This is a genomic window from Bosea beijingensis (genome assembly GCF_030758975.1).
Taxonomy (GTDB): Bacteria; Pseudomonadota; Alphaproteobacteria; order Rhizobiales; family Beijerinckiaceae; genus Allobosea; species Allobosea beijingensis.
In genome coordinates this window covers 2,983,379-3,007,217 of record NZ_CP132359.1, presented here as the reverse complement: position 1 = coordinate 3,007,217, position 23,839 = coordinate 2,983,379, and the positions used below count along the sequence as shown (strand labels likewise).

The 23,839-nt window shown below is 66.4% G+C and carries 21 protein-coding genes; 11 read left to right on the top strand and 10 right to left on the bottom strand.

Going from position 1 to position 23,839, the window contains the following annotated elements; translation table 11 throughout:
- Positions 1-36 precede the first annotated feature (36 nt).
- Genes Q9235_RS14415 through Q9235_RS14405 form a run of 3 tightly spaced genes read right to left on the bottom strand, consistent with a single transcriptional unit; the run spans position 37 to position 3,462 of the window.
- Positions 37-1,737 (bottom strand): SUMF1/EgtB/PvdO family nonheme iron enzyme, encoded by a 1,701-nt coding sequence (locus Q9235_RS14415; RefSeq protein ID WP_306222463.1) that lies wholly within the window; start codon positions 1,735-1,737, stop codon positions 37-39.
- A gap of 22 nt (positions 1,738-1,759) precedes the next feature.
- Complete coding sequence (locus tag Q9235_RS14410) at positions 1,760-2,206, bottom strand: DUF4399 domain-containing protein (RefSeq protein ID WP_306222462.1); 447 nt, start codon at positions 2,204-2,206, stop codon at positions 1,760-1,762.
- Entirely contained in the window at positions 2,203-3,462 is a 1,260-nt protein-coding gene (locus Q9235_RS14405) for a DUF4399 domain-containing protein (RefSeq protein WP_306222461.1), read from the bottom strand. Before Q9235_RS14405 ends, Q9235_RS14410 begins: the two co-directional genes overlap by 4 nt.
- A 169-nt stretch (positions 3,463-3,631) precedes the next feature.
- Here Q9235_RS14405 and Q9235_RS14400 point away from each other — a divergent pair, with 169 nt between their 5' ends.
- The 6 genes from Q9235_RS14400 (at position 3,632) to Q9235_RS14375 (ending at position 10,915) form a co-directional block, all read left to right on the top strand.
- The gene (locus Q9235_RS14400; RefSeq protein ID WP_306222460.1) at positions 3,632-5,071 is read left to right on the top strand and encodes a caspase family protein; all 1,440 of its coding nucleotides are present in this window, start codon (positions 3,632-3,634) and stop codon (positions 5,069-5,071) included.
- A gap of 48 nt (positions 5,072-5,119) precedes the next feature.
- A complete protein-coding gene (locus Q9235_RS14395) occupies positions 5,120-6,301 on the top strand; it encodes an OmpA family protein (RefSeq protein ID WP_306222459.1) in 1,182 nt (393 codons plus the stop codon).
- A 410-nt stretch (positions 6,302-6,711) separates the two neighbouring features.
- Complete coding sequence (locus Q9235_RS14390) at positions 6,712-7,422, top strand: GntR family transcriptional regulator (RefSeq protein WP_306222458.1); 711 nt, start codon at positions 6,712-6,714, stop codon at positions 7,420-7,422.
- 158 nt (positions 7,423-7,580) lie between these two features.
- A complete protein-coding gene (locus tag Q9235_RS14385; RefSeq protein WP_306222457.1) occupies positions 7,581-8,540 on the top strand; it encodes a dihydrodipicolinate synthase family protein in 960 nt (319 codons plus the stop codon).
- A 121-nt stretch (positions 8,541-8,661) separates the two neighbouring features.
- The gene (locus Q9235_RS14380; protein ID WP_306222456.1) at positions 8,662-9,903 is read left to right on the top strand and encodes an NAD(P)/FAD-dependent oxidoreductase; all 1,242 of its coding nucleotides are present in this window, start codon (positions 8,662-8,664) and stop codon (positions 9,901-9,903) included.
- 10 nt (positions 9,904-9,913) lie between these two features.
- Positions 9,914-10,915 (top strand): 4-hydroxyproline epimerase, encoded by a 1,002-nt coding sequence (locus tag Q9235_RS14375; RefSeq protein WP_306222455.1) that lies wholly within the window; start codon positions 9,914-9,916, stop codon positions 10,913-10,915.
- 51 nt (positions 10,916-10,966) lie between these two features.
- On the opposite strand, the gene Q9235_RS14370 is transcribed toward Q9235_RS14375, so the two are convergent.
- Complete coding sequence (locus Q9235_RS14370; RefSeq protein WP_306222454.1) at positions 10,967-11,743, bottom strand: DeoR/GlpR family DNA-binding transcription regulator; 777 nt, start codon at positions 11,741-11,743, stop codon at positions 10,967-10,969.
- A gap of 141 nt (positions 11,744-11,884) precedes the next feature.
- On the opposite strand from Q9235_RS14370, the gene Q9235_RS14365 reads away from it, so the two are divergent.
- The 4 genes from Q9235_RS14365 (at position 11,885) to Q9235_RS14350 (ending at position 16,522) form a co-directional block, all read left to right on the top strand.
- Complete coding sequence (locus Q9235_RS14365; RefSeq protein ID WP_306222453.1) at positions 11,885-12,679, top strand: inositol monophosphatase family protein; 795 nt, start codon at positions 11,885-11,887, stop codon at positions 12,677-12,679.
- A gap of 68 nt (positions 12,680-12,747) precedes the next feature.
- Positions 12,748-13,806: an ABC transporter ATP-binding protein gene (locus Q9235_RS14360; RefSeq protein WP_306222452.1), complete on the top strand. Its 1,059-nt coding sequence runs from the start codon at positions 12,748-12,750 to the stop codon at positions 13,804-13,806.
- The gene (locus Q9235_RS14355) at positions 13,803-15,443 is read left to right on the top strand and encodes an ABC transporter permease (protein WP_306222451.1); all 1,641 of its coding nucleotides are present in this window, start codon (positions 13,803-13,805) and stop codon (positions 15,441-15,443) included. Before Q9235_RS14360 ends, Q9235_RS14355 begins: the two co-directional genes overlap by 4 nt.
- A 65-nt stretch (positions 15,444-15,508) precedes the next feature.
- Complete coding sequence (locus Q9235_RS14350) at positions 15,509-16,522, top strand: extracellular solute-binding protein (RefSeq protein WP_306222450.1); 1,014 nt, start codon at positions 15,509-15,511, stop codon at positions 16,520-16,522.
- Between the two features lie 108 nt (positions 16,523-16,630).
- On the opposite strand, the gene Q9235_RS14345 is transcribed toward Q9235_RS14350, so the two are convergent.
- The 5 genes from Q9235_RS14345 to cyoA are packed head-to-tail and all read right to left on the bottom strand — an operon-like array spanning position 16,631 to position 21,445.
- Positions 16,631-17,368: an SURF1 family protein gene (locus tag Q9235_RS14345; protein WP_422678192.1), complete on the bottom strand. Its 738-nt coding sequence runs from the start codon at positions 17,366-17,368 to the stop codon at positions 16,631-16,633.
- Between the two features lie 10 nt (positions 17,369-17,378).
- Positions 17,379-17,747, bottom strand: a complete 369-nt coding sequence (gene cyoD, locus Q9235_RS14340; protein ID WP_306222448.1) for a cytochrome o ubiquinol oxidase subunit IV — start codon at positions 17,745-17,747, stop codon at positions 17,379-17,381.
- Positions 17,744-18,376, bottom strand: coding sequence for a cytochrome o ubiquinol oxidase subunit III (cyoC, locus tag Q9235_RS14335; RefSeq protein WP_306228273.1), 633 nt, complete (start codon positions 18,374-18,376; stop codon positions 17,744-17,746). The genes cyoD and cyoC overlap by 4 nt, the downstream gene beginning before the upstream one ends.
- A gap of 9 nt (positions 18,377-18,385) precedes the next feature.
- Positions 18,386-20,383 carry a cytochrome o ubiquinol oxidase subunit I gene (gene cyoB / locus Q9235_RS14330; RefSeq protein WP_306222447.1) on the bottom strand — a complete coding sequence of 666 codons (1,998 nt, stop codon included), beginning with the start codon at positions 20,381-20,383 and terminating at the stop codon, positions 18,386-18,388.
- 12 nt (positions 20,384-20,395) lie between these two features.
- Positions 20,396-21,445, bottom strand: coding sequence for a ubiquinol oxidase subunit II (cyoA, locus tag Q9235_RS14325; RefSeq protein ID WP_422678191.1), 1,050 nt, complete (start codon positions 21,443-21,445; stop codon positions 20,396-20,398).
- Between the two features lie 229 nt (positions 21,446-21,674).
- Between cyoA and Q9235_RS14320 the strand changes: the two genes are divergently transcribed.
- Positions 21,675-23,000: an MFS transporter gene (locus Q9235_RS14320; RefSeq protein ID WP_306222445.1), complete on the top strand. Its 1,326-nt coding sequence runs from the start codon at positions 21,675-21,677 to the stop codon at positions 22,998-23,000.
- 12 nt (positions 23,001-23,012) lie between these two features.
- On the opposite strand, the gene Q9235_RS14315 is transcribed toward Q9235_RS14320, so the two are convergent.
- Positions 23,013-23,810 (bottom strand): enoyl-CoA hydratase/isomerase family protein, encoded by a 798-nt coding sequence (locus Q9235_RS14315; protein ID WP_306222444.1) that lies wholly within the window; start codon positions 23,808-23,810, stop codon positions 23,013-23,015.
- Between the last annotated feature and the right edge of the window lie 29 nt (positions 23,811-23,839).

Here is a 23,839-nt window from a genome sequence, read left to right as displayed (position 1 = left end):
CATGCCGGCCTTGCGGTTTTGGGAGGAACCGCCGCTCTAGCGATCGCGCGCGACGCGGAATCCGTTGGTGTAGAAGCGCACATCGGCCTCGTATTTGAAGCGCGCAGCCGAGCGCAGATAGCGCGGATCGTTGTTGAACGAGCCGCCGCGCAGCACACGCTCGCGGCAGCCACCGACCGTATAGGCGCTGCCGTCGCGGGGCGCGCTGCGATAATTCTCGCTCCAGCAATCGGCGACCCATTCGGCCGCATTGCCGGCCATGTCGTAGAGCCCGAAGGCATTGGCCGGGAACTGTCCGGCCGCGACGGCGCTGCCGCGCTTCTGGTCGTTGCAGCCGAGGCAATTGGCCCGCTCCTTCACCAGGGTCTGGCCCCAGGGATAGGTCGTCGTGGTCCCGGCGCGGGCGGCATATTCCCATTCGCTTTCGGTCGGCAGGCGATAGGCTTTGCCGGATTTGGCCGAGAGCCAGGCGAGATAGGCATTGGCATCGTTCCAGTGGATGTCGGTGACCGGCCGCTTTCCGCGGCCGAGCCCGCGATCGTCGGGCCGGTGATTGCACCCGCCCTGGTCGATGCAGAGATCCCATTCCTCGAAGGTCACCTCGCGCGCGCCGAGATAGAAGCCGCGGACGCTCACCGGGTGGACCGGCTTCTCAAACTCGTAGAGATCGTTCGAGCCCATCTGGAAATTGCCGGCGGGGATCGCGACCAGTTCGGGGCAGCCGGTGCAGTCGCGCTGCGGCGCGCCGGCGACCGGCTGGGCCGCTGCTGGTGGAGTCGCGACCGCAACAGCAGTGGGAGCGGGGACCGCTGGGCTCGCACGATACTCCTGCTCACGCGTGCGGGCGAGCGAGGCAAAGCGCCCGTTTGGATAGGCATCGAGATAGGCGCGGTACTCTGCTGCGCTCCGGCTGTTGCGGATCGATTCCCAGAAAGCGAGATCGTAAGCGGCATCCTGGGTCGCGCCGGGCGTCTGCGGCGGCGGAATGACGGCGCGGCTGGTTTGCGCGACGGCAACCGGCCGGGCGACAGGCGTGACGACGAGCCCCTTGGGCGGCTCCGCCGAAAGCCAGACCTGCCGGCTGCGCCGGCTCTCGCGCGAGACCGTGTCGCGCACCTGCTTCAGCGCCTGCGCCATCTCCAGCCCCGGCGTCCGGATCGCCTTGAGCCAAGCCTCGCCGGCACGATCGGGGCCATTCGGCAGCGCCTTCCCGGGAGCCGTCGGGAACAACACGGAAATGCCTTCCATCGGTTCTAGCGGCAGCAGCCCTTTCACCTTCTCTTGCCAGGGATTGTCGCGGCCGGCATCGAGGAAGATCAGGGCGCTTGCTGGCCTTGCGATGATCAGGGGATCGACGATCTCGTCGAGATCGACGGCTCCTTCGGCTCCGTTCTGCACCGGCAGCAGGAAATTGCGGTTGCGCTGCTGCATGGTGTGGCCGCTGTAGAACACCACGACCTGCGCGCCACGTCTGAGCTTGCTGGCGAAGCCCGCGATCGCCTGACGCAGCGCATTGCGGTCGGCATTCTCGACGGCGACGACATCGAAACCGCCAGCAGTCAAGGTCTCGGCAACAGCACGCCCTTGCTGAGCGGCGCCTGCGATCGCCGCCTCCGGATAGGTCTCGTTGGCGATGACGAGGGCGATCCGCGCAGCCTCGCCCGGCTGCTGGGCCCGGCCGGAGACAGCCAGCAGCGGCAGCAGGACCAGAGCGATCAGGACGCGCAGCCAGGTCATCGACGGACGGAAGCCTCTCCAGTTAGCGGACATTGACCGTGATCTTCGGCGACATCACGGGCGGATTATGCGGCGTATGAGTGTGGTCGCCGAGCAGCAATTGCAGCGTGTGCCGGCCCTTGGGCAGCGTCACAACCACCTCGGTCTGGCCATTGCCGAGATGGATGTTGTTGTAGTCGGAGGGAATCGGCTGGTCGGGCGGGCCTGGATCGGTGTCGATCAGCAGGTGATGGTGGCCGGTCCGCGCATGGTTGATGCCGGCCGGCGCGACGCCCATGCCGCGCAGGCCGATGCGCACGGTGAAGCGTTCGGGCACGCTCAGGCCATCGATCGGATAGTGGAAATAGACCTGTGCCCCCGGCGGAGCCGGCTGACGCGTCGGCGTCTGCGCCGCGGCTTCCGGAAGGGCAGCATGCCAGATCGCCAGTGCGAAAAGGCCGGCTGCTGCGATGCGCGCTCGCGATATCACCGGCGCCTCCTCGCATTCGGCCCGCCCGGCGCCACGATCACCGTGATGCGCTCCGAGATCACCGGCGGATCATGCGGCACATGGTTCTCGTCCGCGAGAAGGAGCTGCAGCGTGTGCCGCCCGTTCGGCAATGTCAGCTTTAATTCGGTCTGGCCGCCGCCGAGATGGATATGATTGAGATCGGCCGGAATCGGCTCGCCGAAGGCTGGCGGCTCGGTGTCGACCAGCAGGTGGTGATGGCCGGTATTCGGCTTGGCGACGCCGGCCGGCGCCACGCCCATGTTGCGCAGGCCGAAGCGGATCGTCGATGTCGGGTAGATCCGGTCTCCGTCCCGCGGATAGACGAAATAGACCGCCGCATCATTGGGCGACGCCGTGCGCGCGCGGCCGGCGCCATAAGCATTTGGCGGTGGAGGCGCTGCAACCGAGGCCTGCGCCTCGCCGACCACCCGAACCCGGATACGCGGCGAGACCACAGGCGGATCGTGCGGGACATGCTCGTGATCGCCCAACAGCAATTGCAGCGTGTGCTCGCCGGGCGGCAGCGAGAGCTCGACCTCGGTCTGGCCGCGCCCGAAATGCAGGTGGTTGAAGTCGCTGGGGATCTCGCGGTCGAGCGCCGGCAGCTCGGTATCGACGAGCAGATGATGGTGGCCGCCATTCTGGCTCACCGTCCCGGCCGGCGTCACCGTGATACCCTCCGTCCCGAAGCGGATCTTCGCGCGGCTGGGGATGGTCGCGCCATCCTGCAGATCCGTGAAGAAGACGCGCGCGCCGGGCGCCGCGGCCGAGCGCGGCTTTTCGGCCGGTGTCGCCGGTACCTCGACCGTGATGCGCTCGGACACGATCGGCGGGTCATGTGGCACATGGTTGTGGTCGGCGAAGAGCAGTTGCAGCGTGTGCTTGCCCGGCGCCAGCGCGATCTCGGCCTCGGTCTGGCCCCCGCCGAAATGGATATGGTTGAAATCGCTGGGAATCGGCTGGTCGAGCGGCGGCAGTTCGGTGTCGATCAGCAGGTGGTGATGCCCGCCATTGCGCGCGACCTGGCCGGCGGGCACGACCTCCATGCCGGAGATCGCGAAACGCACCGTGAGCTTGGCGGGAACCTGCGCCTTGTCGGCGAGGCCGATGAAGGAAAGACGGGCCGTTGCGGGGGCCGGGCTGCGCTGCCGGGCGCGCTCCTGCGCGGAGGCGTCGGCCAACGAGATCCCCAAGGCCAGACCCAACAGGAGAAGCGCCGGCGCAATGCGAAGCATCAGCGTCTTCCTTTCACGCGAAGATGGGATGGAGGCTACCAGCGCCGCCTGGCGCCTTCAAGCAAAACGCCATACCGTTTCGGTGAGGACTATGCTTTGTTCTGGAGATGGTCGGGGTCATGCATTAGCATGACGTAGAGGCTGCCGGCAGCCTTTAGGAACGTGACTCATGACCCTCGTCGCGCGACTCTGCGGCCTGTTCCTCCTGCTGCTGTCAGGCCTCGCCCTGGCCGAGACGCCGCCTGAGCGCCGCGTCGCGCTGGTCATCGGCAATTCCAGTTACCGCAACGCCCCCGTGCTGCCCAACACCGTGAACGACGCGCGCGACATGGTAGCCGCTCTGCGCAAGGTCGGCTTCGAGGTCGTCGACGGCATCGATCTCGACAAGCGCGGCATGGATTCAGCGCTCACACGTTTCGCCCGGCTGGCGCAGGATGCGGATGCCGCGATGTTCTATTACGCCGGCCACGGCTTCCAGTTCAACGGCGAGAACTATCTCGTACCCGTAGAGGCGAAGGTCGAGGACGAGGTCGGCGTCCAGTACGAGACGACCCGGCTCAACGACGTCGTCAACGCCCTGAACTACGCCCGGGGCGTCAAGATCATGGTGCTCGACGCTTGCCGCAACAACCCCTTCGTCGGCTTGCTCGCCAAGCGGCAGGCGACCCGCGGCTTCTCGGTAGGCTCGGGCCTTGCTCCGGTCCAGCGCGCGCAAGGCATGGTCATCGCCTATGCCACGCAGGCGAACGACGTCGCAGCAGACGGCGCCGGCCGCAACAGCCCCTTCACCGCGGCCCTGGTGCGCGAGATCGACCAGCCCGGCCTCGAAGTCGCCGCACTGTTCCGCCGCGTGCAGAAGAGCGTCTACGATACCACCGCCGGCAAGCAGACGCCGGAGCTCTCGCTCTCCCTGCTCGGCGATTTCTACCTCAACCGCGAGGAGACCGACGCCGATGTCTGGCGCCGCATCCGCGCCAGCGACGACGCCACGGCACTCCAGACCTTCATCCAGCGCTATCCGCAGAGCTTCTTCGTCATCGACGCGCGCACGCGGCTCGACCTGCTCGAACGCCGCTCATCGGTCTCGAGCGAGCGCGACAAGCTGGTGCGCGAATTCGCCGAGCGCGAGCGCGCCCTGCTCCAGCGTCTCGAACGGGCGGAACAGGGCAGACGGCAGGCTGCCGACAATCTCGCCCGCAAGGATATCGGCGATGCCGTAGGCGTCCCGCCCCCCGTGCCGGCTCCGGGCTCGGCTCCTGTCACGGTCGCCCCCGCCCCCACTCCGCCGCGCGCGCAGGACAAGGCCGAGCGGGCCCGTCTCGCCGACGAGCTCGCCCGGCGGGAATCCGAGCTTGCCGCGATCGAGACGGAAAAGCAGCGCCTGGCCGAGGAGCGCCGGAACGTCGAGCAGGCCATGGCGGCGCGGCTCGGCGCCCCTGCGATGCCCAATCGCTCGACGCAGCCCGTCGCGCTGCCGGGCACCGCCGCGCGTCCGCCGGAAGCCGCGCCGCGAGGCCGTGCCTCCGGCGAATGCGCCGAACTGCTGATGCGAGCGCAGCTCGGCGAGCTGACGCCGGCAGGGCGGGAACAATTGCGGCAATGCCGCTGATGCAAACGCCGTAGCCGGGAGCCCCGGCAAAAGCTGGAGAGGTGAGGCATGACGGGCCTGGTCCGCTTCAAGATCGCGATGATCGGCCTCGCCCTGTTGGCGAGCGCCACCTCGGCCGGCGCGCAGACCGCGCCGCCTCCACCGACCCCCATTCCCTTTGCCGAAGCACTGCGCAAGGCTGCCGACGACCTCTTCAGCAAGGCGTCGGTGTCCGGGGACAAGGTCGAGCTGGTCATCGACCCCCTGATCGATGCCGCCTCGGGCGCGCAGTCGACCGCGACGCGCTCGATGCAGGCGACATTGATGGAGCTCGTCCGCACGAACTACCCGCGCTTCAACGTCCTGCCTTTCGACAGCGAGGCGCTCGCGAGCAAGCCGGTGGTGCTGGTCGGCACCTTCACCGCCGTTAACAACCAGGGCGCGGCCGACGGCCCGCGGGACGCCTACCGGATCTGCCTGACCCTGGCCGACCTCAAGTCCAACAGCGTCGTCTCCAAGGGTGTCTCGCGCGCCCGCATCGAAGGCGTCGACACGACGCCCACGCCCTATTACCGGGACTCGCCGCTCTGGGCGAAGGATCAGGCGACGGAGTCCTATATCAAGGTCTGCCAGGGCACGAAGCTCGGCGACCCGATCGACCCCGTCTATATCGAGAAGCTCACCGCCAATGCGCTGATCAATGACGGCATCCTCGCCTATGAGACCCAGCATTTCCGCGAAGCGCTCGCCTTCTACCGGACGGCGCGCAAGCTGCCGGGCGGCGAGCAGCACCGCGTCAGGATCGGCACCTATCTCGCCGCCAGCAAGCTCGCGCGGCGCGAGGACATGGTCGACGCCTTCGGCGACCTGATCGATTACGGCCTCGCGTCCGACCGCCTGATGGTGAAATTGCTGTTCAAGCCCGGCACGACGCAATTCGTCGACGACCGCCAGATCACCGATCCCTATCCGATGTGGCTGAGCCAGATCGCGACACGCTCGCGCCAGAAGGGCGCCTGCCTGGAGATCGTCGGCCACACCTCGCATACCGGCCTGCCGCAGGTGAACGACCGGCTTTCCGCCCTGCGGGCGCAATTCGTCATGGACCTGCTGCTGACCGGCGCCCCCGACAATCGCGGCCGCATGATCGCCAGCGGCCGCGGCTTCCGCGAGAACCTCGTCGGAACCGGCAAGGACGACGCCAGCGACGCGCTCGACCGCCGCGTCGAGTTCAAGGTGATCGGCTGCTGAGAAGCCCGCCGAGGACATGCGGGATCAGCGGCTGACCGGCGAACGCGAGACCTCGAAGCGCTTGGACAGCGCTTCCGTCGCCAGATGCGAGTCCGTACCAAACTCGCCCATCCGAATGCGTGCGATGATGTCGTTGGCGACGCGAGTGATCGCAGGTCACGCGACACAGCAGCGGAATCAATCTGAAGATCGTTGTCCTGCGCTGCAATGGCTTCCGGCCGCATGCCGGCGCCTACACCCCACCAACCTGTGCTCGCGGTCGAGCCACGAAGCCTTGCATTCCGGTCGATGGCCTCGCTGCAATCCTCCCGGTCGAAGGCGAACGGGCGAAGATCGTCACCGCCGTCCCGATAACCGATTGATCCAGCGTCGCGCCGCCCGTATTCCTCTTGTCGACAAGAGGATTCCCGATGAAAGCCACCAAGACCAAGGCCGCCGCCGTTCCGGAGCGAAAGCGCGGCTCGGGCGTGAAATTCGTCTACGATCTGCTGCGTGACGAAATCCTCGATCTCGTCCTGCCGCCGGGGAGCCCGATCGACGAAGTCCAGCTCGCAGAGCGCTTCAGCATGTCGCGCACTCCGATCCGCGAAGCGCTGGTGCGGCTGGCAGGCGAGGGCCTGATCGACACGCTGCCGAACCGCTCGACGATGGTGGCCAATCTCGACTTCCTCAACATGTCGCCGTTCTTCGACGCGCTGACGCTGATGTACCGGGTGACGACACAGCTCGCCGCCCAGAACCGCCGCCCGGAAGACCTCGAGGCGATCCGCGCCCGGCAGGCGGAATTCGCCGCCGCGGTGAAGGCGCAGGATGCCCTGGCGATGATCGCGACCAACGCCGCCTTCCACGCCGCGATCGCGGAGGCCGGGCGCAACCCGTATTTCAACGGCCTGTTCAGCCGCCTCCTCGACGAGGGCCGGCGCTTCCTGCGCCTCTATTACCAGTCCTACGACGACCGGCTGCCGCAGCAGTTCGTCGACGAGCACGAGGCGATGATCGCCGCGATCGTGGCCCGCGACATCGCGCTGTCCGACCGTCTCGGCAAGGCGCATGCCGAACAGATCGTCCAGCAGATTCAAAAGCTTATGATCGGGGAAGAGCGACTGGACATCTCACTTTGAACTTTGCTGCGTAATTCTTGTCGACAAATAATATGCAAATGACTATAAGACACTAGGAAGGGGCGCGACGCTAGAGCACGTCCGATCGGATGGTAACGCGATCCGATCGGCTCTGGCGGCGAGGTCTCCGCAGGAACGACAGCCAGAAGGAGAGCGAGATGAAGGCCCAGATTTTCTCCGGCGTGATCCCCGCGCTGATGACCCCTTGCAACGCCGACCGCACGCCCGACTTCGACGGGCTGGTGCGCAAGGGCAAGGAACTGATCGCCGCCGGCATGTCCGCAGTGGTCTATTGCGGCTCGATGGGTGACTGGCCGCTTCTGAGCGATGCCCAGCGCATGGAAGGCGTCGAGCGCCTGGTGAAGGCCGGCATCCCGGTCATCGTCGGCACCGGCGCGGTCAACACCGCCTCCGCCGTGGCGCACGCCGCCCATGCCCAGAAGGTCGGCGCCAAGGGCCTGATGGTGATCCCGCGCGTCCTCTCGCGCGGTTCGGTCATCGCCGCCCAGAAGGCGCATTTCAAGGCGATCCTGACCGCCGCGCCTGGCCTGCCGGCGGTGATCTACAACAGCCCCTATTACGGCTTCGCCACCCGCGCCGAGCTGTTCTTCGCGCTGCGCGCCGAGCATCCGAACCTTGTCGGCTTCAAGGAATTCGGCGGCGCCGACGACATGCGCTATGCGGCCGAGAACATCACCAGCCGCGATGACGCCGTCTCGCTGATGATCGGCATCGACACCACCGTCGTCCATGGCTACGTCAATTGCGGCGCGACCGGCGCGATCACCGGCATCGGCAACGTCCTGCCGAAGGAAGTGCTCCATCTCTGCCACCTCTCGGTGGCCGCGGCCGCCGGCGACGCCACGGCCCGCCGCCAGGCTCAGGAACTGGAGCAGGCGCTGGCCGTGCTCTCCTCCTTCGATGCGGGCCCGGACCTCGTCCTGTACTTCAAGCACATGATGGTGCTGAAGGGCGACGCGGAATACGCGCTGCACTTCAACGAGACCGATGCGCTGAGCGACAGCCAGCGCGGCTATGCCGAGGCCCAGCTCAAGCTGTTCGATGCCTGGTATGCCGACTGGTCCAAGACGAACGTCGTCCGCAAGCAGGCGGCCTGATCATGCACCCCGCGCGGCGGAAGCCCTTCCGTCGCGCGGGAGCAAGCTCCATGCTGACATCCCCGGCCGGTCATCGGCACGGGCCGGAACCGCAATACGCATTCGCGAAACGCACCCGCTGATGGCCAATCCCGATGTCATCGTCATAGGCGCCGGCGTGGTCGGCCTCTCCACCGCGATCGCGGCGCAGGGGCGCGGCCTGTCCGTCGTTGTGCTGGACAGGGCCGGGCCAGCGGCGGGCGCCTCCGCCGGCAATGCCGGCGCCTTCGCCTTCACCGACATCCTGCCGCTCGCCTCGCCCGGTATCCTGCGCAAGGCGCCGAAATGGCTGCTCGACCCGCTTGGGCCGCTTTCGGTGCCGCCGGCCTATGCGCTCCGGATCGTGCCCTGGATGTTCCGCTTCTGGCGCGCCTGCTCGCCCGCCCGCGTCGCGCATTCCACCGCGGCACAGACGGCGCTGATGGACCTGTCCAAGGCGGAGCTGGAACCCTTCCTGCACGAAACCGGCACCTTCGCCATGCTGCGCAAGGACGGCAATCTCCAGGTGTATGAGAGCGAGGCCGAGCTGAAGGCCTCCCTGCCCGGCTGGCAGGCCCGCGCGGAGCACGGCATCGCATTCCGCCATCTCGACGCCGCCGGCATGGCCGAGATCCAGCCCGGTCTCGCGCAGCGCTTCACCCACGGTACCTTCACCCCCGGCTGGTACTCGATCGCCGATCCCCAAGGCTACACGGTCGCGCTTGCCGATCAATTCCGCGCCCGCGGCGGCACGATCGAACGGCTGGAGGTCGAAGGCCTCGCGCCTGTCGACGGCGGCATTGCGATCCATGCCCGTGGCGGCCAGAAGCGGCAGGCGGCGCAGGTCGTGCTGGCGGCCGGCGCCTTCTCCCACCGTATTGCCCGCAGCTTGGGTGAGCGCATCCCGCTCGAAACCGAACGCGGCTACAACACCACGCTGCCGCCTGATGCCTTCGATCTGCGCACGCAGGTCACCTTCGGCGGCCATGGCTTCGTCGTCAGCCGGCTCTCGATCGGCATCCGCGTCGGTGGCGCCGTCGAGCTCGGCGGGCTCGACTTAGCCCCGAATTTCCGCCGCTCGGAGGCGATGCTGGCCAAGGCCCGCGCCTTCCTGCCCGGGCTCAAGCCCGATAACGGCGTGCAATGGATGGGTTTTCGCCCCTCTCTCCCCGACAGCCTGCCGGCGATCGGCCGGGCGCGCGCGACGCCGCGCGTCGTATATGCTTTCGGCCATGGCCATCTCGGCCTGACGCAATCGGCCGGCACTGCCCGGCTGGTCGCCGACCTCTTGACCGATCAGTCCCCAGTCATCGACATCGCTTCCTTCTCACCGCAGCGCTTCTGAGAGTCGGACCATGGCCAGCCACACCTTCTCCTGCATCGACGGCCACACCTGCGGCAATCCGGTGCGCCTCGTCTCCGGCGGAGGCCCGCGGCTCGAAGGCGCCAACATGCTGGAGAAGCGCGCGCATTTCCTGCGCGAGTTCGACTGGATCCGCACCGGCCTGATGTTCGAGCCGCGCGGGCACGACATGATGTCGGGCTCGATCCTCTATCCGCCGACCCGCCCCGATTGCGACGTCGCCGTGCTCTTCATCGAAACCTCGGGCTGCCTGCCGATGTGCGGCCACGGCACCATCGGCACCATCACCATGGGTATCGAGAACGGGCTGATCACCCCGCGCGAGCCGGGCAAGCTCTCGATCGAAGCGCCCGCCGGCAAGGTCGATATCAGCTATCGCCAGGAAGGCCGCTTCGTCGAGGAGGTCCGCCTGACCAACGTGCCGGGCTTCCTCTATGCGGAAGGCTTGACGGCGGAGGTCGAAGGCCTCGGCGAGATCGTCGTCGACGTCGCCTATGGCGGCAACTTCTATGCCATCGTCGAGCCGCAGAAGAATTTTCGGGATATGGCCGACCACACTGCCGGCGAACTGATCGGCTGGTCGCCGAAGCTGCGCGCCGCACTGAACAAGAAATACGAGTTCGTCCATCCCGAGCACCCCGAGATCCAGGGGCTCAGCCATATCCAGTGGACCGGCAAGGCGACGAAGCCGGAGGCCCATGCCCGCAACGCCGTGTTCTACGGCGACAAGGCAATCGACCGCTCGCCCTGCGGCACCGGCACCTCCGCCCGCATGGCCCAGCTCGCCGCCAAGGGGAAGCTCGCGGTCGGCGACGAGTTCGTGCATGAATCGATCATCGGCTCGCTGTTCAAGGGCCGCGTCGAGGCCGCCGTCACCGTCGCCAATCGCCCTGCGATCATCCCTTCCATCGCCGGCTGGGCGCGGATGACCGGCTACAACACCATCTTCATCGACGACCGCGACCCCTTCGCCCACGGCTTCGTCGTGGTGTAAGGGACCTCGGCTGCCCGCTCCGCTCAGCGGAGCGCCTTTCGGTCGAATGCTCTAGCCATCGGCGACGATGACGCGCCCGACGACATTCGACAGCGCGGCGAGCGCCGGCAATCTCCGCGCCTTCTTGTCGGTCACGATGGCCGACACCCGGTCCAGCTCGCAGAAGCGGACGCGGCTCGTGACGCCGATCTTGGAGTGGTCGGCGATCAGGATGACGCTCGCCGAATTGGCGACCATCGCCCGGGCGATCTCAGCGGTATGCTCGAAGAAATTGGTCGCCGCGCCATCCACGTCCACGCCGAAGGGCGACAGCAGCGCCAGGTCTGCCTTGAAGCGATAGATGTCGTTGATCGTCGACGCGCCGCCGGTCTCCGGCGGCTCATGCACGATGGCGCCGCCGAGCAGGAAGACGCGGCTGCCTGTCCTGTGCTGGGTCGAGGCCATGCTCGTCGCGACCTGGAGCGAATTCGTGAGAATGTTGAGCTCGGGGACGCTCTTCAATTCCTCGGCCAGAGCCGCCGTCGTGGTTCCCCCATCGAGGAACAGCGTCTGGCCGCTTTTGATCAGCGTCAGCGCGGCCAGCGCGATCGCGCGCTTTTCCTGCAGCCGGACCGTGGAACGGGCACCGTAGGAAGCGTCCTGCTCCGCAGGCAGGCTGACCGCACCACCGTGGACGCGCCTCAATCGGCCGTCCCGCTCTAGGGCGACGAGATCGCGGCGGATCGACTCGTGCGAAACATCGAACTCCTGCGCCAGCCGCTCGACCGACACGCTGCCGAATGTCTCGAGAAGCGCGCCGATGCGCTGCTTTCGATCGCCTTGCCACATCTGCCATCGCCTCCTCCGTAACGCTCATGGCATCGCGCGCGGCGGCGCACAACCAGAGCCTTGACGAACTGCACATAAATACACATTGCCACATATATCCACAGCTGCTAAGCCACCTTCCAGAGTAAGCGGGGATGGCGAATGCGCGCCGGGAACGATCAGAACGAATGGCTGGCTTTCGCCCTCCGCCTTGCCGCAGAGAGCGGCACGATCCTGCGCGAGGGCGCGACTGCCCGCCCCGATGTCGAGGTCAAACCGGATAAGAGCTTCGTCACCGCGCTCGATGCCCGCATCGAGCGGCGCATGCGCGAGATGCTCGCCGACCGCTTTCCCAGCCACGGTATCATCGGCGAGGAGGAGGCTCCCTCCGATGGCGACGCCGATCTGGTCTGGGTACTCGATCCCATCGACGGCACCGCCGCCTTCATTGCTGGCCTGCCGGTCTACGGCTCCCTGATCGCCCTGATGAAGGAAGGCGAGCCGATCCTGGGGATCATCGACCACCCGGTCACCGGCGATCGCTGGATCGGGGTCAAGGGCCGCCCGACCACGCATAACGGCCGTCCCTGCCGCACCCGCGTCTGTGGCGCGCTCGTGGAAGCCATTCTCTCGGCCAGCAATCCCGATTTCTTCGACGCGGAAGAGACCCCGGCGCTCGACGCCATGCGCGCCGCGACCGCGTGGCGCATCTGGGGCGGCGCCTGCATGAGCTTTGGCCTGCTCGCGAGTGGACGCACCGATGCAGCCTTCGACACGCGACTGAAGCTGTGGGATTTCGCGCCTTTCCGCCCGATCATCGAAGGCGCCGGCGGCGTCATCACTGATTGGGAAGGGCAGCCGATCACTCGCGACACGGGCAAGCGCATAATGGCGGCCGGCGACCCGGCCCGCCACCGCGAGATGCTGCGGCTGGTCGAGACCGCCATGAACCGCTAAGCCGACTACAGAACACCCGCTCCGAGACGGCGCCGATCCGCCGGAGCTTCAGTTGAGAGGGGAATGCCATGGGTATCGCGATCGAGGATCTGGCCGTCTCCTATGGCGGCCAGCGCGTCATCGACGGGCTCGCGCTGACGATCGAGCCAGGCACGTTCTTCACGCTGCTCGGCCCGTCCGGCTGCGGCAAGACCACGCTCCTGCGCACCATTGCCGGCTTCGTCCCGGCCGAGCGGGGGCGTATGCGCTTCGGCGGCACCGAGGTCACGCATCTGCCGCCGCACAAGCGCGATATCGGCATGTGCTTCCAGGACTACGCGCTCTTTCCCGACAAGACCGTCTTCGACAACGTCGCCTATGGCCTGCGCGCCCGCAAGCTGGCTGAAAGCGCGATCAAGCCCAAGGTTCAGGCGGCGCTGGAACGCGTCGGCCTCGGCCATCTCGGCGGCCGTCATCCGGCCGCCCTCTCCGGCGGCCAGCGCCAGCGCGTCGCGCTCGCCCGCGCCCTCGTCATCCAGCCGAAGGTGCTGCTGATGGACGAGCCGCTCTCCAATCTCGACGCCAAGCTCCGACTGCAGGTGCGCGAGACCATCGTCGAGCTCCAGCGCGAGGCAAAGATCACCACGGTCTTCGTCACGCATGACCGGGAAGAGGCGCTCGCCATGTCCGACCGGATCGGCGTGATGAACCAGGGCCGGCTCGAGCAGGTGGGCACCCCCGCTCAGATCTATCGCGAGCCGCGCACCGGCTATGTCGCCGATTTCGTCGGCGGCGCCAACATCATCGCAATCGAGACCGCTGCCCGGCACGCCGGCGAGACCGCGACCATCGCGCTTGACGGCGCCGCGATCACGGCCCGCGCGCCCGCCGCCATCGCGGCTGGCAAAGCGACGCTGGTCGCCCGCCCCGAGGATATCCTGCTGGCTGAGCCCGGCATGGCCGGCACGCTGCCCGGCCGGATCGCGCATCGCCAGTATCTCGGCGGCAAGACCAGCTACAAGGTCGCGCTCGATAGCGGCCGCATGCTCGCGGTCGACCTGCAGAGCGGCGCGCATGACCGTTTCGAGCCCGGCGCGACTGTGGGCCTCGGCTTCGACCCCGCCCGCACGCTGGTGCTCGCGTCATGACCCGCCAGTTCAGCTCGATCTGGTTCTGGTTCTCCGCGCTGGCGCTGGCGATCCTGGCCGTCTTCCTGCTCTATCCGCTGCTGAACGTCCTGACCGGCTCGATCGGCAGCGGAGGCCGCAACGGCTGGGTGACCCTGGCCGGCGATCCCAAATATTTCGCGGCCATCGTCAACACCATCGTACTCGGCATCGCAGTGACGCTGACCACAACGCTGATCGGCGTGCCGCTCGCCTATTTCACCGCGCGCTTCGACTTTCCCGGCAAGGGCATCGTCGCGGTGCTGCCGCTGGTAACGCTCGTCATCCCCGAGGTCATCGCAGCCCAGACCTGGCTGATGATGCTCGGCAATAACGGCTTCATCACCCGCTGGTTAGGCGCGCGAGGCATCGACATGCCGAGCTTCTATGGCTGGCCCGGCCTGATCACGGTGATGACCTTCACCTATTACACCTACATCTATATCGGCACGCTCGCCGCCATCCGCGGCTTCGACGTCCAGCTCGAGGAGGCCGCACAGAGCCTCGGCACCGCGCCTGCCCGCTCGCGCCTCAACGTGATGCTGCCGGTGGTGCTTCCTTCGATTCTGGCGAGTGCCCTCTTGGTCTTCACGCTGGTCGTCGGCAATTTCGCGACCGCCACCATCCTCGGCAGCCGCGTGCCGCTGCTCTCGGTCCTGACCTATCAGGCCGCCGTCGCCGAGGGCGGCTCCGATCCGGTGATGCAGTCGACGCTCGCCACCGTCTCGATCGCGCTTGTCATGATCGTGCTCTTCGTCCAGCGCTGGATCGTCTCGCGCGGCCGCCACGAGGTCACCCAAGGGCGCGGCGCGCGGCCTGAGAAGCTGCGCGGCCTGCCCGGCCTCGTCATCGGGCTCGCCGCCGGGCTCCTCGTCATCGTCTCGCTGCTGCCGCTGGGCTCGATCGTGATCGGCGCCTTCACCGTCTCGCGCGGCCCGGTGATGCGCTGGGGCGAATGGACGACGGCCCATGTCGAGCGGCTTGTGAAGATCGCACCCGATCCGGTGATCAACACACTGCTCTATTCGGCCGTCGCGACCGCGATCGGCATTACCTTCTCGGCCATCGTCAGCTACCTGATCGTCAAGAAGCGCAACATCCTCACTCCTGCGCTCGACTACCTGACGGCGCTGCCGCTGGCCTTGTCCGGCACGATCATCGGCATCGGCCTGATCATGTCGTTCAACACCGGCTTCCTGCCGCTCACCGGCACGGCCAGCATCATCGTGCTCGCCTATATCGTGCGCCGCCTGCCCTTCGGCATCCGCAACGCGTCCTCGACGCTCTACAACATCCCGAACTCGATCGAGGAGGCCTCGATCAGCCTCGGCGTGCCGCCGGTCTCGACCTTCTTCAAGGTCGTTCTGCCCTTGATGCTGCCGGCCGTCGCCGCCGCGGCCGTGCTGACCTGGACGACCACGGTCGCCGAGCTTTCGGCTTCGATCATCGTCTATTCCGGCGGCCGCGAGACCATGCCGATCCAGATCTACAAGCTGATCGACTCCAATCTGATGGCCCCGGCCTCGGCCTATGGCCTCGTGCTGGTCGCCGTGATCCTGATCCCGATCATCGTCGCGACCCGCGTCTTCAAGATCGACCTTTTTTCGTCGAAGAGCTGAACGAACCGAACCAGACAAGGCCGGGCCGGCGCCGCCTGCCGCCCGCGCCCAGAGGGGAAGGCGGAATGAAAGGAACGACCATGAACCACCTGATCGACCGCCGCACCATGCTCGCCGGCCTCGCCGGCATGGCCGCCGCGCCCGCCTTCGCGCAGAGCGCCTCGGGCACCGTCGTGGTCTACACCTCCAACAACGCGCAATCCGTCGATGCCGTACTCGGCGTTGCCAAGGAGAAGCAGCCCAACCTGAAGATCAGCACGATCACCGGCGGCTCGGGCCAGCTGCTGCGCCGCATCGAGGCCGAGGCCGCCAAGCCGCAGGCCGACATCTTCTGGAGCTCCAGCGCCAACACGCTCGGCGCCTTCAAGCAGCTCTTCGAGCCCTATGCCTCCCCGGACGCCTCGGCCATTCCGGCGGCGCTGCGCCATCCGGAGAACCTCTGGACAGCCTCGAACGTCCATCTCGTCGTGGCGATGATCAACAAGAACCAGCTCGGCGGGAAGCCGGCGCCGAAGACCTGGAAGGACCTGGTCGACCCCGCCTTCAAGGGCAAGATCATCATCGCCGACCCCGCCAACAGCTCGACCGCCTTCACCATCCTCTGGGGCGTCGACAAGCTGATGGGCCCTGACGGCCTCAAGGCGCTCGCCGCGAACCTGACCGTCTCCAGCGCCGCCTCGACGGTTCTGCGCGCCGTCGGCCAGGGCGAATACGCCATGGGCCTCACCTTCGAGTCGAACGCCTATGCCTATGTCGCGGGCGGCCAGCGCGAGATCTCGCTGCTCTATCCGGCCGAGGGCACGTTCTTGACGCCGGAATTCCAGGTGTTGGTCAAGGGCGCCCCGGCCGGCGCCGCCGCCAAGGCGGCCTATGATCTGATGCTGTCGAAGGAAGCCCAGATCGCTCTGCTGGAGAACGCGTTCCGCCGCCCGAGCCGCAGCGATATCGACGTCTCCAAGCATGTCGAACTGCCGGCCATGGAAAGCGTCAAGGTCTTCGCCATCGACGAGGAGGAAGCCGCCGCCAAGCGCGACGAATTCCTCAAGCGCTGGCAGTCCTACGGCACGTCGACGAAGTAGGCGGGCTGCCGTTTCGGCCGGCCGGAGCAGGCCCGTCCCCAAGCAGTTCTCAGGCGCCTCTAGGCGCCTGATTGCGTTGGAGGATGCGAAGCAACCACGGCGATAGCCTCACGGCGCCTCATCCCCTCCCCGGCGGATCAGGAAGATCGCGGCGCCCGCGCTCATCAGGGCCAGGCAGAACCAGGTCAGCGCATAGATCAGATGCGTGTTGCGGAAGCTGACCTGGGTCATGCCGCCCTGCGGCAGGGGACCAGGCTCGGACGCGACGTCGGCATCGACGAAATAGGGCGCGACCGCACCCAAGCTGCGCACGCCCGCGATCGCGGCGACATCTCGCGAATACCAGCGGCCGGCCGCGGCATCATTGCTGCGAAGGAAGCCGCCGCCGGGCTCGCTCAGCCGCAGCAGGCCGACCACCTTCGTGTCCGCGGTTCCTGCCGCACGCCGCTCGCTCGCCCCGCGCTGCCCCTCCGGCACGAAGCCGCGATTGACCAGCACGGTGAAGCCGGCGTCGCTGCGGAACGGCGCCAGGACCCAGAAACCGGGCCCGCGTTCGGTCACCGCCATGGTCAGCGTCTCCGGCGCATCCAGGTAACGCCCCTGCAACGCCACGCGGCGGTACTCGCTGGCACGGCCGATGCCGGTCCAGGCATCAGGCTCAGGCGCCGCGACAGGTGTCGCATGGATCCGCCCCTCGACGCGGGCGATCAGGTCGAGCTTCCAGCTCCGGCGTTCGACCTGCCAGAAGCCGAGCCCTGCGAAGATCAGCGCGAACAGGCCAAGAGCGGTCGCGAAGGCGAAACGGGCCAAGCCACGACGCGTTCGCCCGCCCGCATCCACCGGCATCGACCCGGCCTTACATTCTATGCATGTCCGGCATCATGTTCGTATTGAGATGGAACATCACCCAGAGCGAGCCGGCGAGCACGATCGCCACGATGACGAGGGTGAAGATCAGCCCCATCATGTTCCAGCCGCCTTCGGAGCGGCCGTTCATATGCAGGAAATAGACCATGTGGACGACGATCTGCACGGCGGCGAAGGCCATGATCACGATCGCCGTCAGCGTCGCATTGCCCAGCACGTCGTTCATCACGAGCCAGAACGGGATCGCGGTCAGGACGACCGATAGCAGGAAGCCGGTGACATAGCCGCGCAGGCTGCCATGCGGAGCATGGTCGTCATGCGCACCATGGGTTTCGGCGTGGTTCTGGCTACCGCTCATTTCAGCACGCCCATCAGGTAGACGAAGGTGAAGACGCCGATCCAGATGACGTCGAGGAAGTGCCAGAACATCGAGAGGCACAAAAGGCGCCGGCGATTGGCCTCGATCAGCCCTCGCTTCGAGACCTGCACCATCAGCACGACGAGCCAGATCAGGCCGAAGGTGACGTGCAGGCCGTGCGTGCCCACCAGCGTGAAGAAGGAGGACAGGAAGGCGCTGCGCATCGGCGTGGCGCCTTCACGGATGAGATGCGCGAACTCGTAGAGCTCGATCCCGAGGAAGGCGAGGCCGAACAGGCCGGTGACGACGAGCCAGCGCTGCATCAGCGCCTGCTTGCCCTTGTCCATCGCCAACATGGCGAAGCCATAGGTGATCGAGGAGAACAGCAGCATCGCCGTGTTGACCGCAACCAGCTTGAGATCGAACAGGTCGGCGCCGGATGGGCCCGCCGCGTAATTGCGCCCGAGCACGCCATAGGTCGCGAAGAGGACTGCGAAGATCAGGCAGTCGCTCATCAGGTAGAGCCAGAAGCCGAGCATGGTCGAGCCGCCTGAATGGGCGTGCTCGTCCCCGGTGACGTAGAAAGCCGGAACGCTCGCGGCCTGTGCCTGTGCTTTCGCCTTGGCCATCATCGCCCCTCAGGCCCGTCCGAGCTGTCGGCTGCGCGCGTCCTCCTCCCGCACGACATCGTCGGCGGGAATATGGAAGTCGCGGTCGTAATTGAAGCTATGCGCGATCGCGGTCGCGACGACGCCGACGAAGGTCAGCGCCGCCAGCCACCAGATGTACCAGATCAGCGCGAAGCCGCAGACCGTCGCGAGCCCGGCGATGATGACGCCGGCACCCGTATTCCGGGGCATGTGGATCGGCCTGAAGCCGCCGAGCGGGCGCCGGTAGCCGCGCTTCTTCATGTCGGCCCAGGCATCGAGGTCATGCACGATCGGCGTGAACGCGAAATTGTAGGCCGGTGGCGGCGACGAGGTCGACCATTCCAGCGTCCGCCCGTCCCACGGGTCGCCGGTCGCGTCGCTGAGCTTCTCGCGCCTGACGATGCTGACGGCGATCTGGATGAGGAAGCAGAGGATGCCGAAGGCGATCAGCACGGCGCCGAAAGCCGCGATCACGAACCAGATCTGCAGCGACGGGTCCTCGAACCGGCTGAGACGCCGCGTCACGCCCATCAGGCCGAGCACATAGAGCGGCATGAAGGCGACGTAGAAGCCGATCACCCAGAACCAGAACGAGAGCAGGCCCCAGAACTTGTCGAGCTTGAAGCCGAAGGCCTTGGGGAACCAGTAGGCGATGCCGGCGAAGACGCCGAAGACCACGCCGCCGATGATGACGTTGTGGAAATGGGCGATCAGGAACAGGCTGTTATGCAGCACGAAATCGGCTGGCGGCACCGCCAGCATCACGCCGGTCATGCCGCCGATGACGAAGGTGATCATGAAGGCAAGCAGCCACAGCATCGGCAGTTCGAAGCGTATGCGCCCGCGATACATCGTGAACAGCCAGTTGAAGATCTTCGCCCCCGTCGGGATCGAGATGATCATCGTCGTGATGCCGAAGAACGAGTTCACGCTCGCGCCCGAGCCCATCGTGAAGAAATGGTGCAGCCAGACGAGATAAGACAGAATGGTGATCACCACGGTCGCATAGACCATCGAGGCATAGCCGAAGAGGCGCTTGCCGCAGAAGGTCGAGGCCACCTCGGAATAGACCCCGAAGATCGGCAGGATCAGGATGTAGACCTCCGGGTGACCCCAGATCCAGATCAGGTTCACGTACATCATCGGGTTGCCGCCGAGATCGTTCGTGAAGAAATTGGTGCCGACATAGCGGTCGAGCGTCAGCAGGGCGAGCGTCGCCGCCAGGATCGGGAAGGTCGCGACGATCAGCACGTTGGTGCAGAGCGACGTCCAGGTGAAGACCGGCATCTTCATCATGTCCATGCCGGGCGCGCGCATCTTCACGATGGTCGCGATCAGGTTGACGCCCGATAACGTCGTGCCTACGCCCGCGATCTGCAGGGCCCAGAGGTAGTAGTCCATGCCCACCCCGGGCGAATAGGCGGCCCCCGAGAGCGGCGGATAGGCAAGCCAGCCGACCTTGGCGAACTCGCCGACGAAGAGCGAGGCCATCACCAGCACGGCGCCGCCGACCGTCATCCAGAACGAGAAATTATTGAGGAAGGGGAAGGCGACGTCACGTGCGCCGATCTGCAGCGGCACGACATAATTCATCAGGCCGGTGACGAAGGGCATCGCCACGAAGAAGATCATGATCACGCCATGCGCCGTGAAGATCTGGTCGTAATGATGCGGCGGCAGGTAGCCCTCGTTGCCGGCAAAGGCGATCGCCTGCTGGCCGCGCATCATCAGCGCATCGGCGAAGCCGCGCAGCAGCATGATGACGCCGAGGATCATGTACATGATCCCGATCTTCTTGTGGTCCACACTGGTGAACCACTCGTGCCAGAGATAGCCCCAGAGCCTGTAACGGGTGACGACAGCGACGAGGGCGAGGCCGCCGAGAAGCACGGCCGCGAAGGTCCCGATCAGGATCGGCTCGTGATAGGGAATCGCCTCGAGGGTGAAGCGGCCGAAGATCAGCTTCCACCAGTCGGGATAGGTCATCGCTCACTCGCCTCAGTTGGCGACGCGGGCGGTGACGCCCGCGGTGCCGTAGACGTCGGTCGGCGTGCAGATCGCCGTCACGAAGGGGCGTGGCGGCATCGGTTGCCCGCCGCGGCGCACGCTCTTGTCGTATTCGAGCTGCGCGACGATATGGATACCTTCCTTGCCGCCGCCGCCCCTGGCGTCCAGCGCCATCATATCGCGCGTACACATCTTGGCCCGGTCGACGCACATGTTGAGGACGGCGCTGAACAGATCGGACGGGATGTCGCGGAAATAGCGGACTGCCTCGCGCTCGCTCGGCCGCTCCAGCACGAGATATTCCTCGCGCCCCAGCGTGCTGCCGTTGCGGATCGCGCCCTGCACCCAGTCGCCGAAAGCCTTGTCGTCGACCCCACGGAAGCGGAAACGCATGTCGGAGAAGCCGGCGCCGCTGTAATTGGCCGAGAAGCCCTCGAACTCGCCGGCATAGTTGATCACGGCGTTGAGCTTGGTCTGCATGCCCGGCATCGCATAGATCTGGCCGGCCAGTGCGGGGATGAAGAGCGAATTCATCACCGAGGAGGAGGTGATGCGGAACTCGATCGGCTGGTCGACCGGCGCCACCACCTCGTTGAGCGAGGCGACACCCTGCGCCGGGTAGAGAAACAGCCATTTCCAGTCGAGCGCGACGACCTGGATGACGAGCGGCTCCTTGCGGACGCCGTTGCCGCCGGCCTTCGCCTCGACCATCGGCTTGCTGGCGCTGATGCGGTTGAGCGGACGATAGGGGTCGAGCAGATGCGTCCCCATCCAGGTCATGGCGCCGATGACGATGATGATCAGCAGCGGGACCGACCAGATCACCACCTCCAGCGGCAGCGAATGGTTCCAGTCGGGATCGTAGCTTGCTTTGGCCGAGGCACGGTAGCGCCAAGCGAAAAAGATCGTCAGCGCCATCACGGGAACGATGACCAGCAGCATGAGCGCGGTGGAGGCGAGCAGCAGGTTGCGCTGCTGCAGGGCGACATCGCCGGAGGGGCCGAGCAGCACCATCTGGCAGCCGCCGAGCAGCGCAAACAATGGCAAAATCTGTAGAATTCGAAAGATTCTCAAGAGACTCGAGACCTCCCTGATCCGGGAACCACCGTTCTCTATTCCCATTCTCCCGTACTGCACATCGGGCAATCTGTCCCGTTGCGACGGTTTGACGGGTGGCTTCTATCCACCGTATCCATTTGTATGAGGTGCGGGCAAGCCCGGTCCTGCCGGCCTGCCTGCCAACCTGTCTGCCAGCGAGGAATTCGCGGTCATGAGCGCTGACGCGGCGAACCATTCATCGAGGCATCCGACGGACGCGCATGGCCGCGACCACGTCTCGCCGGCCGATATCGCGCTCGGCGTCATCATCGGCAGGACCTCGGAGTATTTCGACTTCTTCGTCTTCGGGCTGGGCTGCGTGCTGGTCTTCCCCGAGCTGGTCTTCCCCTTCACCGACCGCCTCACCGGCACGATCTATTCCTTCGGCATCTTTGCGCTGGCCTTCATCACCCGCCCGATCGGCTCGGTGCTGTTCTTCGCCATCGACCGCCATTACGGCCGTGCGACCAAGCTTACCGCCGCGCTCTTCCTGCTCGGCGGCTCGACGGCGGGCGTCGCCTTCCTGCCTGGCTATGCCACGCTCGGCATCTGGTCGATCGTCATCCTCGCCAGCTTCCGGCTGCTGCAGGGCATCGCGCTCGGCGGCGCCTGGGACGGCCTGTCATCCCTGCTCGCGCTCAACGCCCCGCCTAACCGCCGCGGCTGGTACGCGATGCTGCCGCAGCTCGGCGCACCCTTCGGCTTCATCCTTGCCGCCGGGCTGTTCGCCTATTTCGAGGGCGCGCTCTCCAAGCAGGACTTCCTCGGCTGGGGTTGGCGCTATCCCTTCTTCGTCGCGCTTACGATCAATGTCGTGGCGCTCTTCGCCCGCCTGCGCATGGTCGCGACCCAGGAATTCGCCCAGTTGATGGAGACCCGCGAACTGATGCCGGTCTCGATCGTCGAGCTGGTCCGCGTCCATGGCCGCACGCTCATCCTCGGCGCCTTCGTGCCGCTGGCGAGCTTTGCGCTGTTCCACCTCGTGACGATCTTCCCGGTGAGCTGGATCAACCTCTTCACCGACCGCTCGGTCTCCGAGTTCCTGCTGGTGCAGGGGGCTGGCGGCGTGGTCGGGGCAGGCGCCATCGTCACCTCCGGCCTGATCGCCGACCAGATCGGCCGCCGCAACACGCTGCTGCTCTCCGGCGGCATGATCGCGCTGTTCAGCCTGTCCAGCATCGTCGCGCCGCTGCTATTCGGCGACAGCCTCGCCGGGCAGACGATCTATGTCATCATCGGTTTCGGCCTGCTGGGCCTCGCCTATGGCCAGGCCGCCGGCGCGGTCGCTTCGAGCTTCAAGCCGCAATACCGCTATACCGGCGCGGCCCTGACCTCGGACTTCGCCTGGCTGATCGGCGCCGGCTTCGCCCCGCTGGTGGCGCTGACCCTGTCGAGCAGCTTCGGCCTCGCCTGGGTCGGGCTCTATCTGCTCTCCGGCGCGCTCTGCACGCTGGCTGCGCTCTGGATCGATCGCCGGCTGGAAGCGCGCTACGAGTAGCGCGCCCTCGCGTCAGCCCTGCCGGTACAGGAAGCGCTCCGGCTGGACCGGCTCCTCGCGCAGGCCCATGCGCTGCACCCGGTAGAGATGCTTGGTGAAGGCCAGAGCATCGGCCCGCGACAATTCGCGTCCGCGATAATAGGCCTCCATCTCGACGCGCACGGCTTCCGGCGGATGGCGCGCAATCTTGGCGGCGACCTCGCGGGCCGTCGCCATCAGGGCATCCGGCGCGACGACCTTGTTGACCAGCCGATGCGACAGTGCCTCCTCCGCCTCCATCGGCTCGCCGGTCAGAAGCATCCACATCGCGACGGTATGCGGCAATTGCAGGCCGAGCCGCGAAGTGCCGCCCGCCCCGCCCATGCCATAGGCCACCTCGGGGAAGCCGAATTTCGCGTTGGTCGAGGCGATCCGGATATCCGTCAGCGAGAGCAGGTAGATCATGCCCTGCCCCAAGCACCAACCATTGACCGCGCCGATGATCGGCTTGAACCGCTCGAGCGCGAGCACATCGCGCGACCAGGAGAAGTCATGCGGCGTCTCACCCTCGCCGTTATGCGGCCAGAGATGGTCGACGAGCTCGTCGCGCGAGGTCGTGCCGCGCTTGTAAGGGGTCTTGATGTCGTCGCCGGCGCAGAAGCCGCGCTCGCCCGCCCCAGTCAGGATGCCGCAGCGGATCGAGGTATCCGCCAGGAAATCCTTCAGCGCGAGGAAGAGCTCCTTGTGGATGGCGGGATTGGTCGGGTTCACCGACCCGTTCTCGATGGTGAAGACGGCGACGTCACCATCCTTCTCGTAGCGAAGAGGCAAGGCGGTTCTCCTTCGGCGCGGATATCTCG

Excerpts from the sequence above, each read along its gene's own strand:
- Q9235_RS14415 (WP_306222463.1), bottom strand. The coding sequence starts at position 1,737 with ATGACCTGGCTGCGCGTCCTGATCGCTCTGGTCCTGCTGCCGCTGCTG.
- Q9235_RS14405 (WP_306222461.1), bottom strand. The coding sequence starts at position 3,462 with ATGCTTCGCATTGCGCCGGCGCTTCTCCTGTTGGGTCTGGCCTTGGGG.
- Q9235_RS14400 (WP_306222460.1), top strand. The coding sequence starts at position 3,632 with ATGACCCTCGTCGCGCGACTCTGCGGCCTGTTCCTCCTGCTGCTGTCA.
- Q9235_RS14395 (WP_306222459.1), top strand. The coding sequence starts at position 5,120 with ATGACGGGCCTGGTCCGCTTCAAGATCGCGATGATCGGCCTCGCCCTG.
- Q9235_RS14390 (WP_306222458.1), top strand. The coding sequence starts at position 6,712 with ATGAAAGCCACCAAGACCAAGGCCGCCGCCGTTCCGGAGCGAAAGCGC.
- Q9235_RS14385 (WP_306222457.1), top strand. The coding sequence starts at position 7,581 with ATGAAGGCCCAGATTTTCTCCGGCGTGATCCCCGCGCTGATGACCCCT.
- Q9235_RS14380 (WP_306222456.1), top strand. The coding sequence starts at position 8,662 with ATGGCCAATCCCGATGTCATCGTCATAGGCGCCGGCGTGGTCGGCCTC.
- Q9235_RS14375 (WP_306222455.1), top strand. The coding sequence starts at position 9,914 with ATGGCCAGCCACACCTTCTCCTGCATCGACGGCCACACCTGCGGCAAT.
- Q9235_RS14370 (WP_306222454.1), bottom strand. The coding sequence starts at position 11,743 with ATGTGGCAAGGCGATCGAAAGCAGCGCATCGGCGCGCTTCTCGAGACA.
- Q9235_RS14365 (WP_306222453.1), top strand. The coding sequence starts at position 11,885 with ATGCGCGCCGGGAACGATCAGAACGAATGGCTGGCTTTCGCCCTCCGC.
- Q9235_RS14360 (WP_306222452.1), top strand. The coding sequence starts at position 12,748 with ATGGGTATCGCGATCGAGGATCTGGCCGTCTCCTATGGCGGCCAGCGC.
- Q9235_RS14355 (WP_306222451.1), top strand. The coding sequence starts at position 13,803 with ATGACCCGCCAGTTCAGCTCGATCTGGTTCTGGTTCTCCGCGCTGGCG.
- Q9235_RS14350 (WP_306222450.1), top strand. The coding sequence starts at position 15,509 with ATGAAAGGAACGACCATGAACCACCTGATCGACCGCCGCACCATGCTC.
- Q9235_RS14345 (WP_422678192.1), bottom strand. The coding sequence starts at position 17,368 with ATGCCGGTGGATGCGGGCGGGCGAACGCGTCGTGGCTTGGCCCGTTTC.
- cyoD (WP_306222448.1), bottom strand. The coding sequence starts at position 17,747 with ATGAGCGGTAGCCAGAACCACGCCGAAACCCATGGTGCGCATGACGAC.
- cyoC (WP_306228273.1), bottom strand. The coding sequence starts at position 18,376 with ATGGCCAAGGCGAAAGCACAGGCACAGGCCGCGAGCGTTCCGGCTTTC.
- cyoB (WP_306222447.1), bottom strand. The coding sequence starts at position 20,383 with ATGACCTATCCCGACTGGTGGAAGCTGATCTTCGGCCGCTTCACCCTC.
- Q9235_RS14320 (WP_306222445.1), top strand. The coding sequence starts at position 21,675 with ATGAGCGCTGACGCGGCGAACCATTCATCGAGGCATCCGACGGACGCG.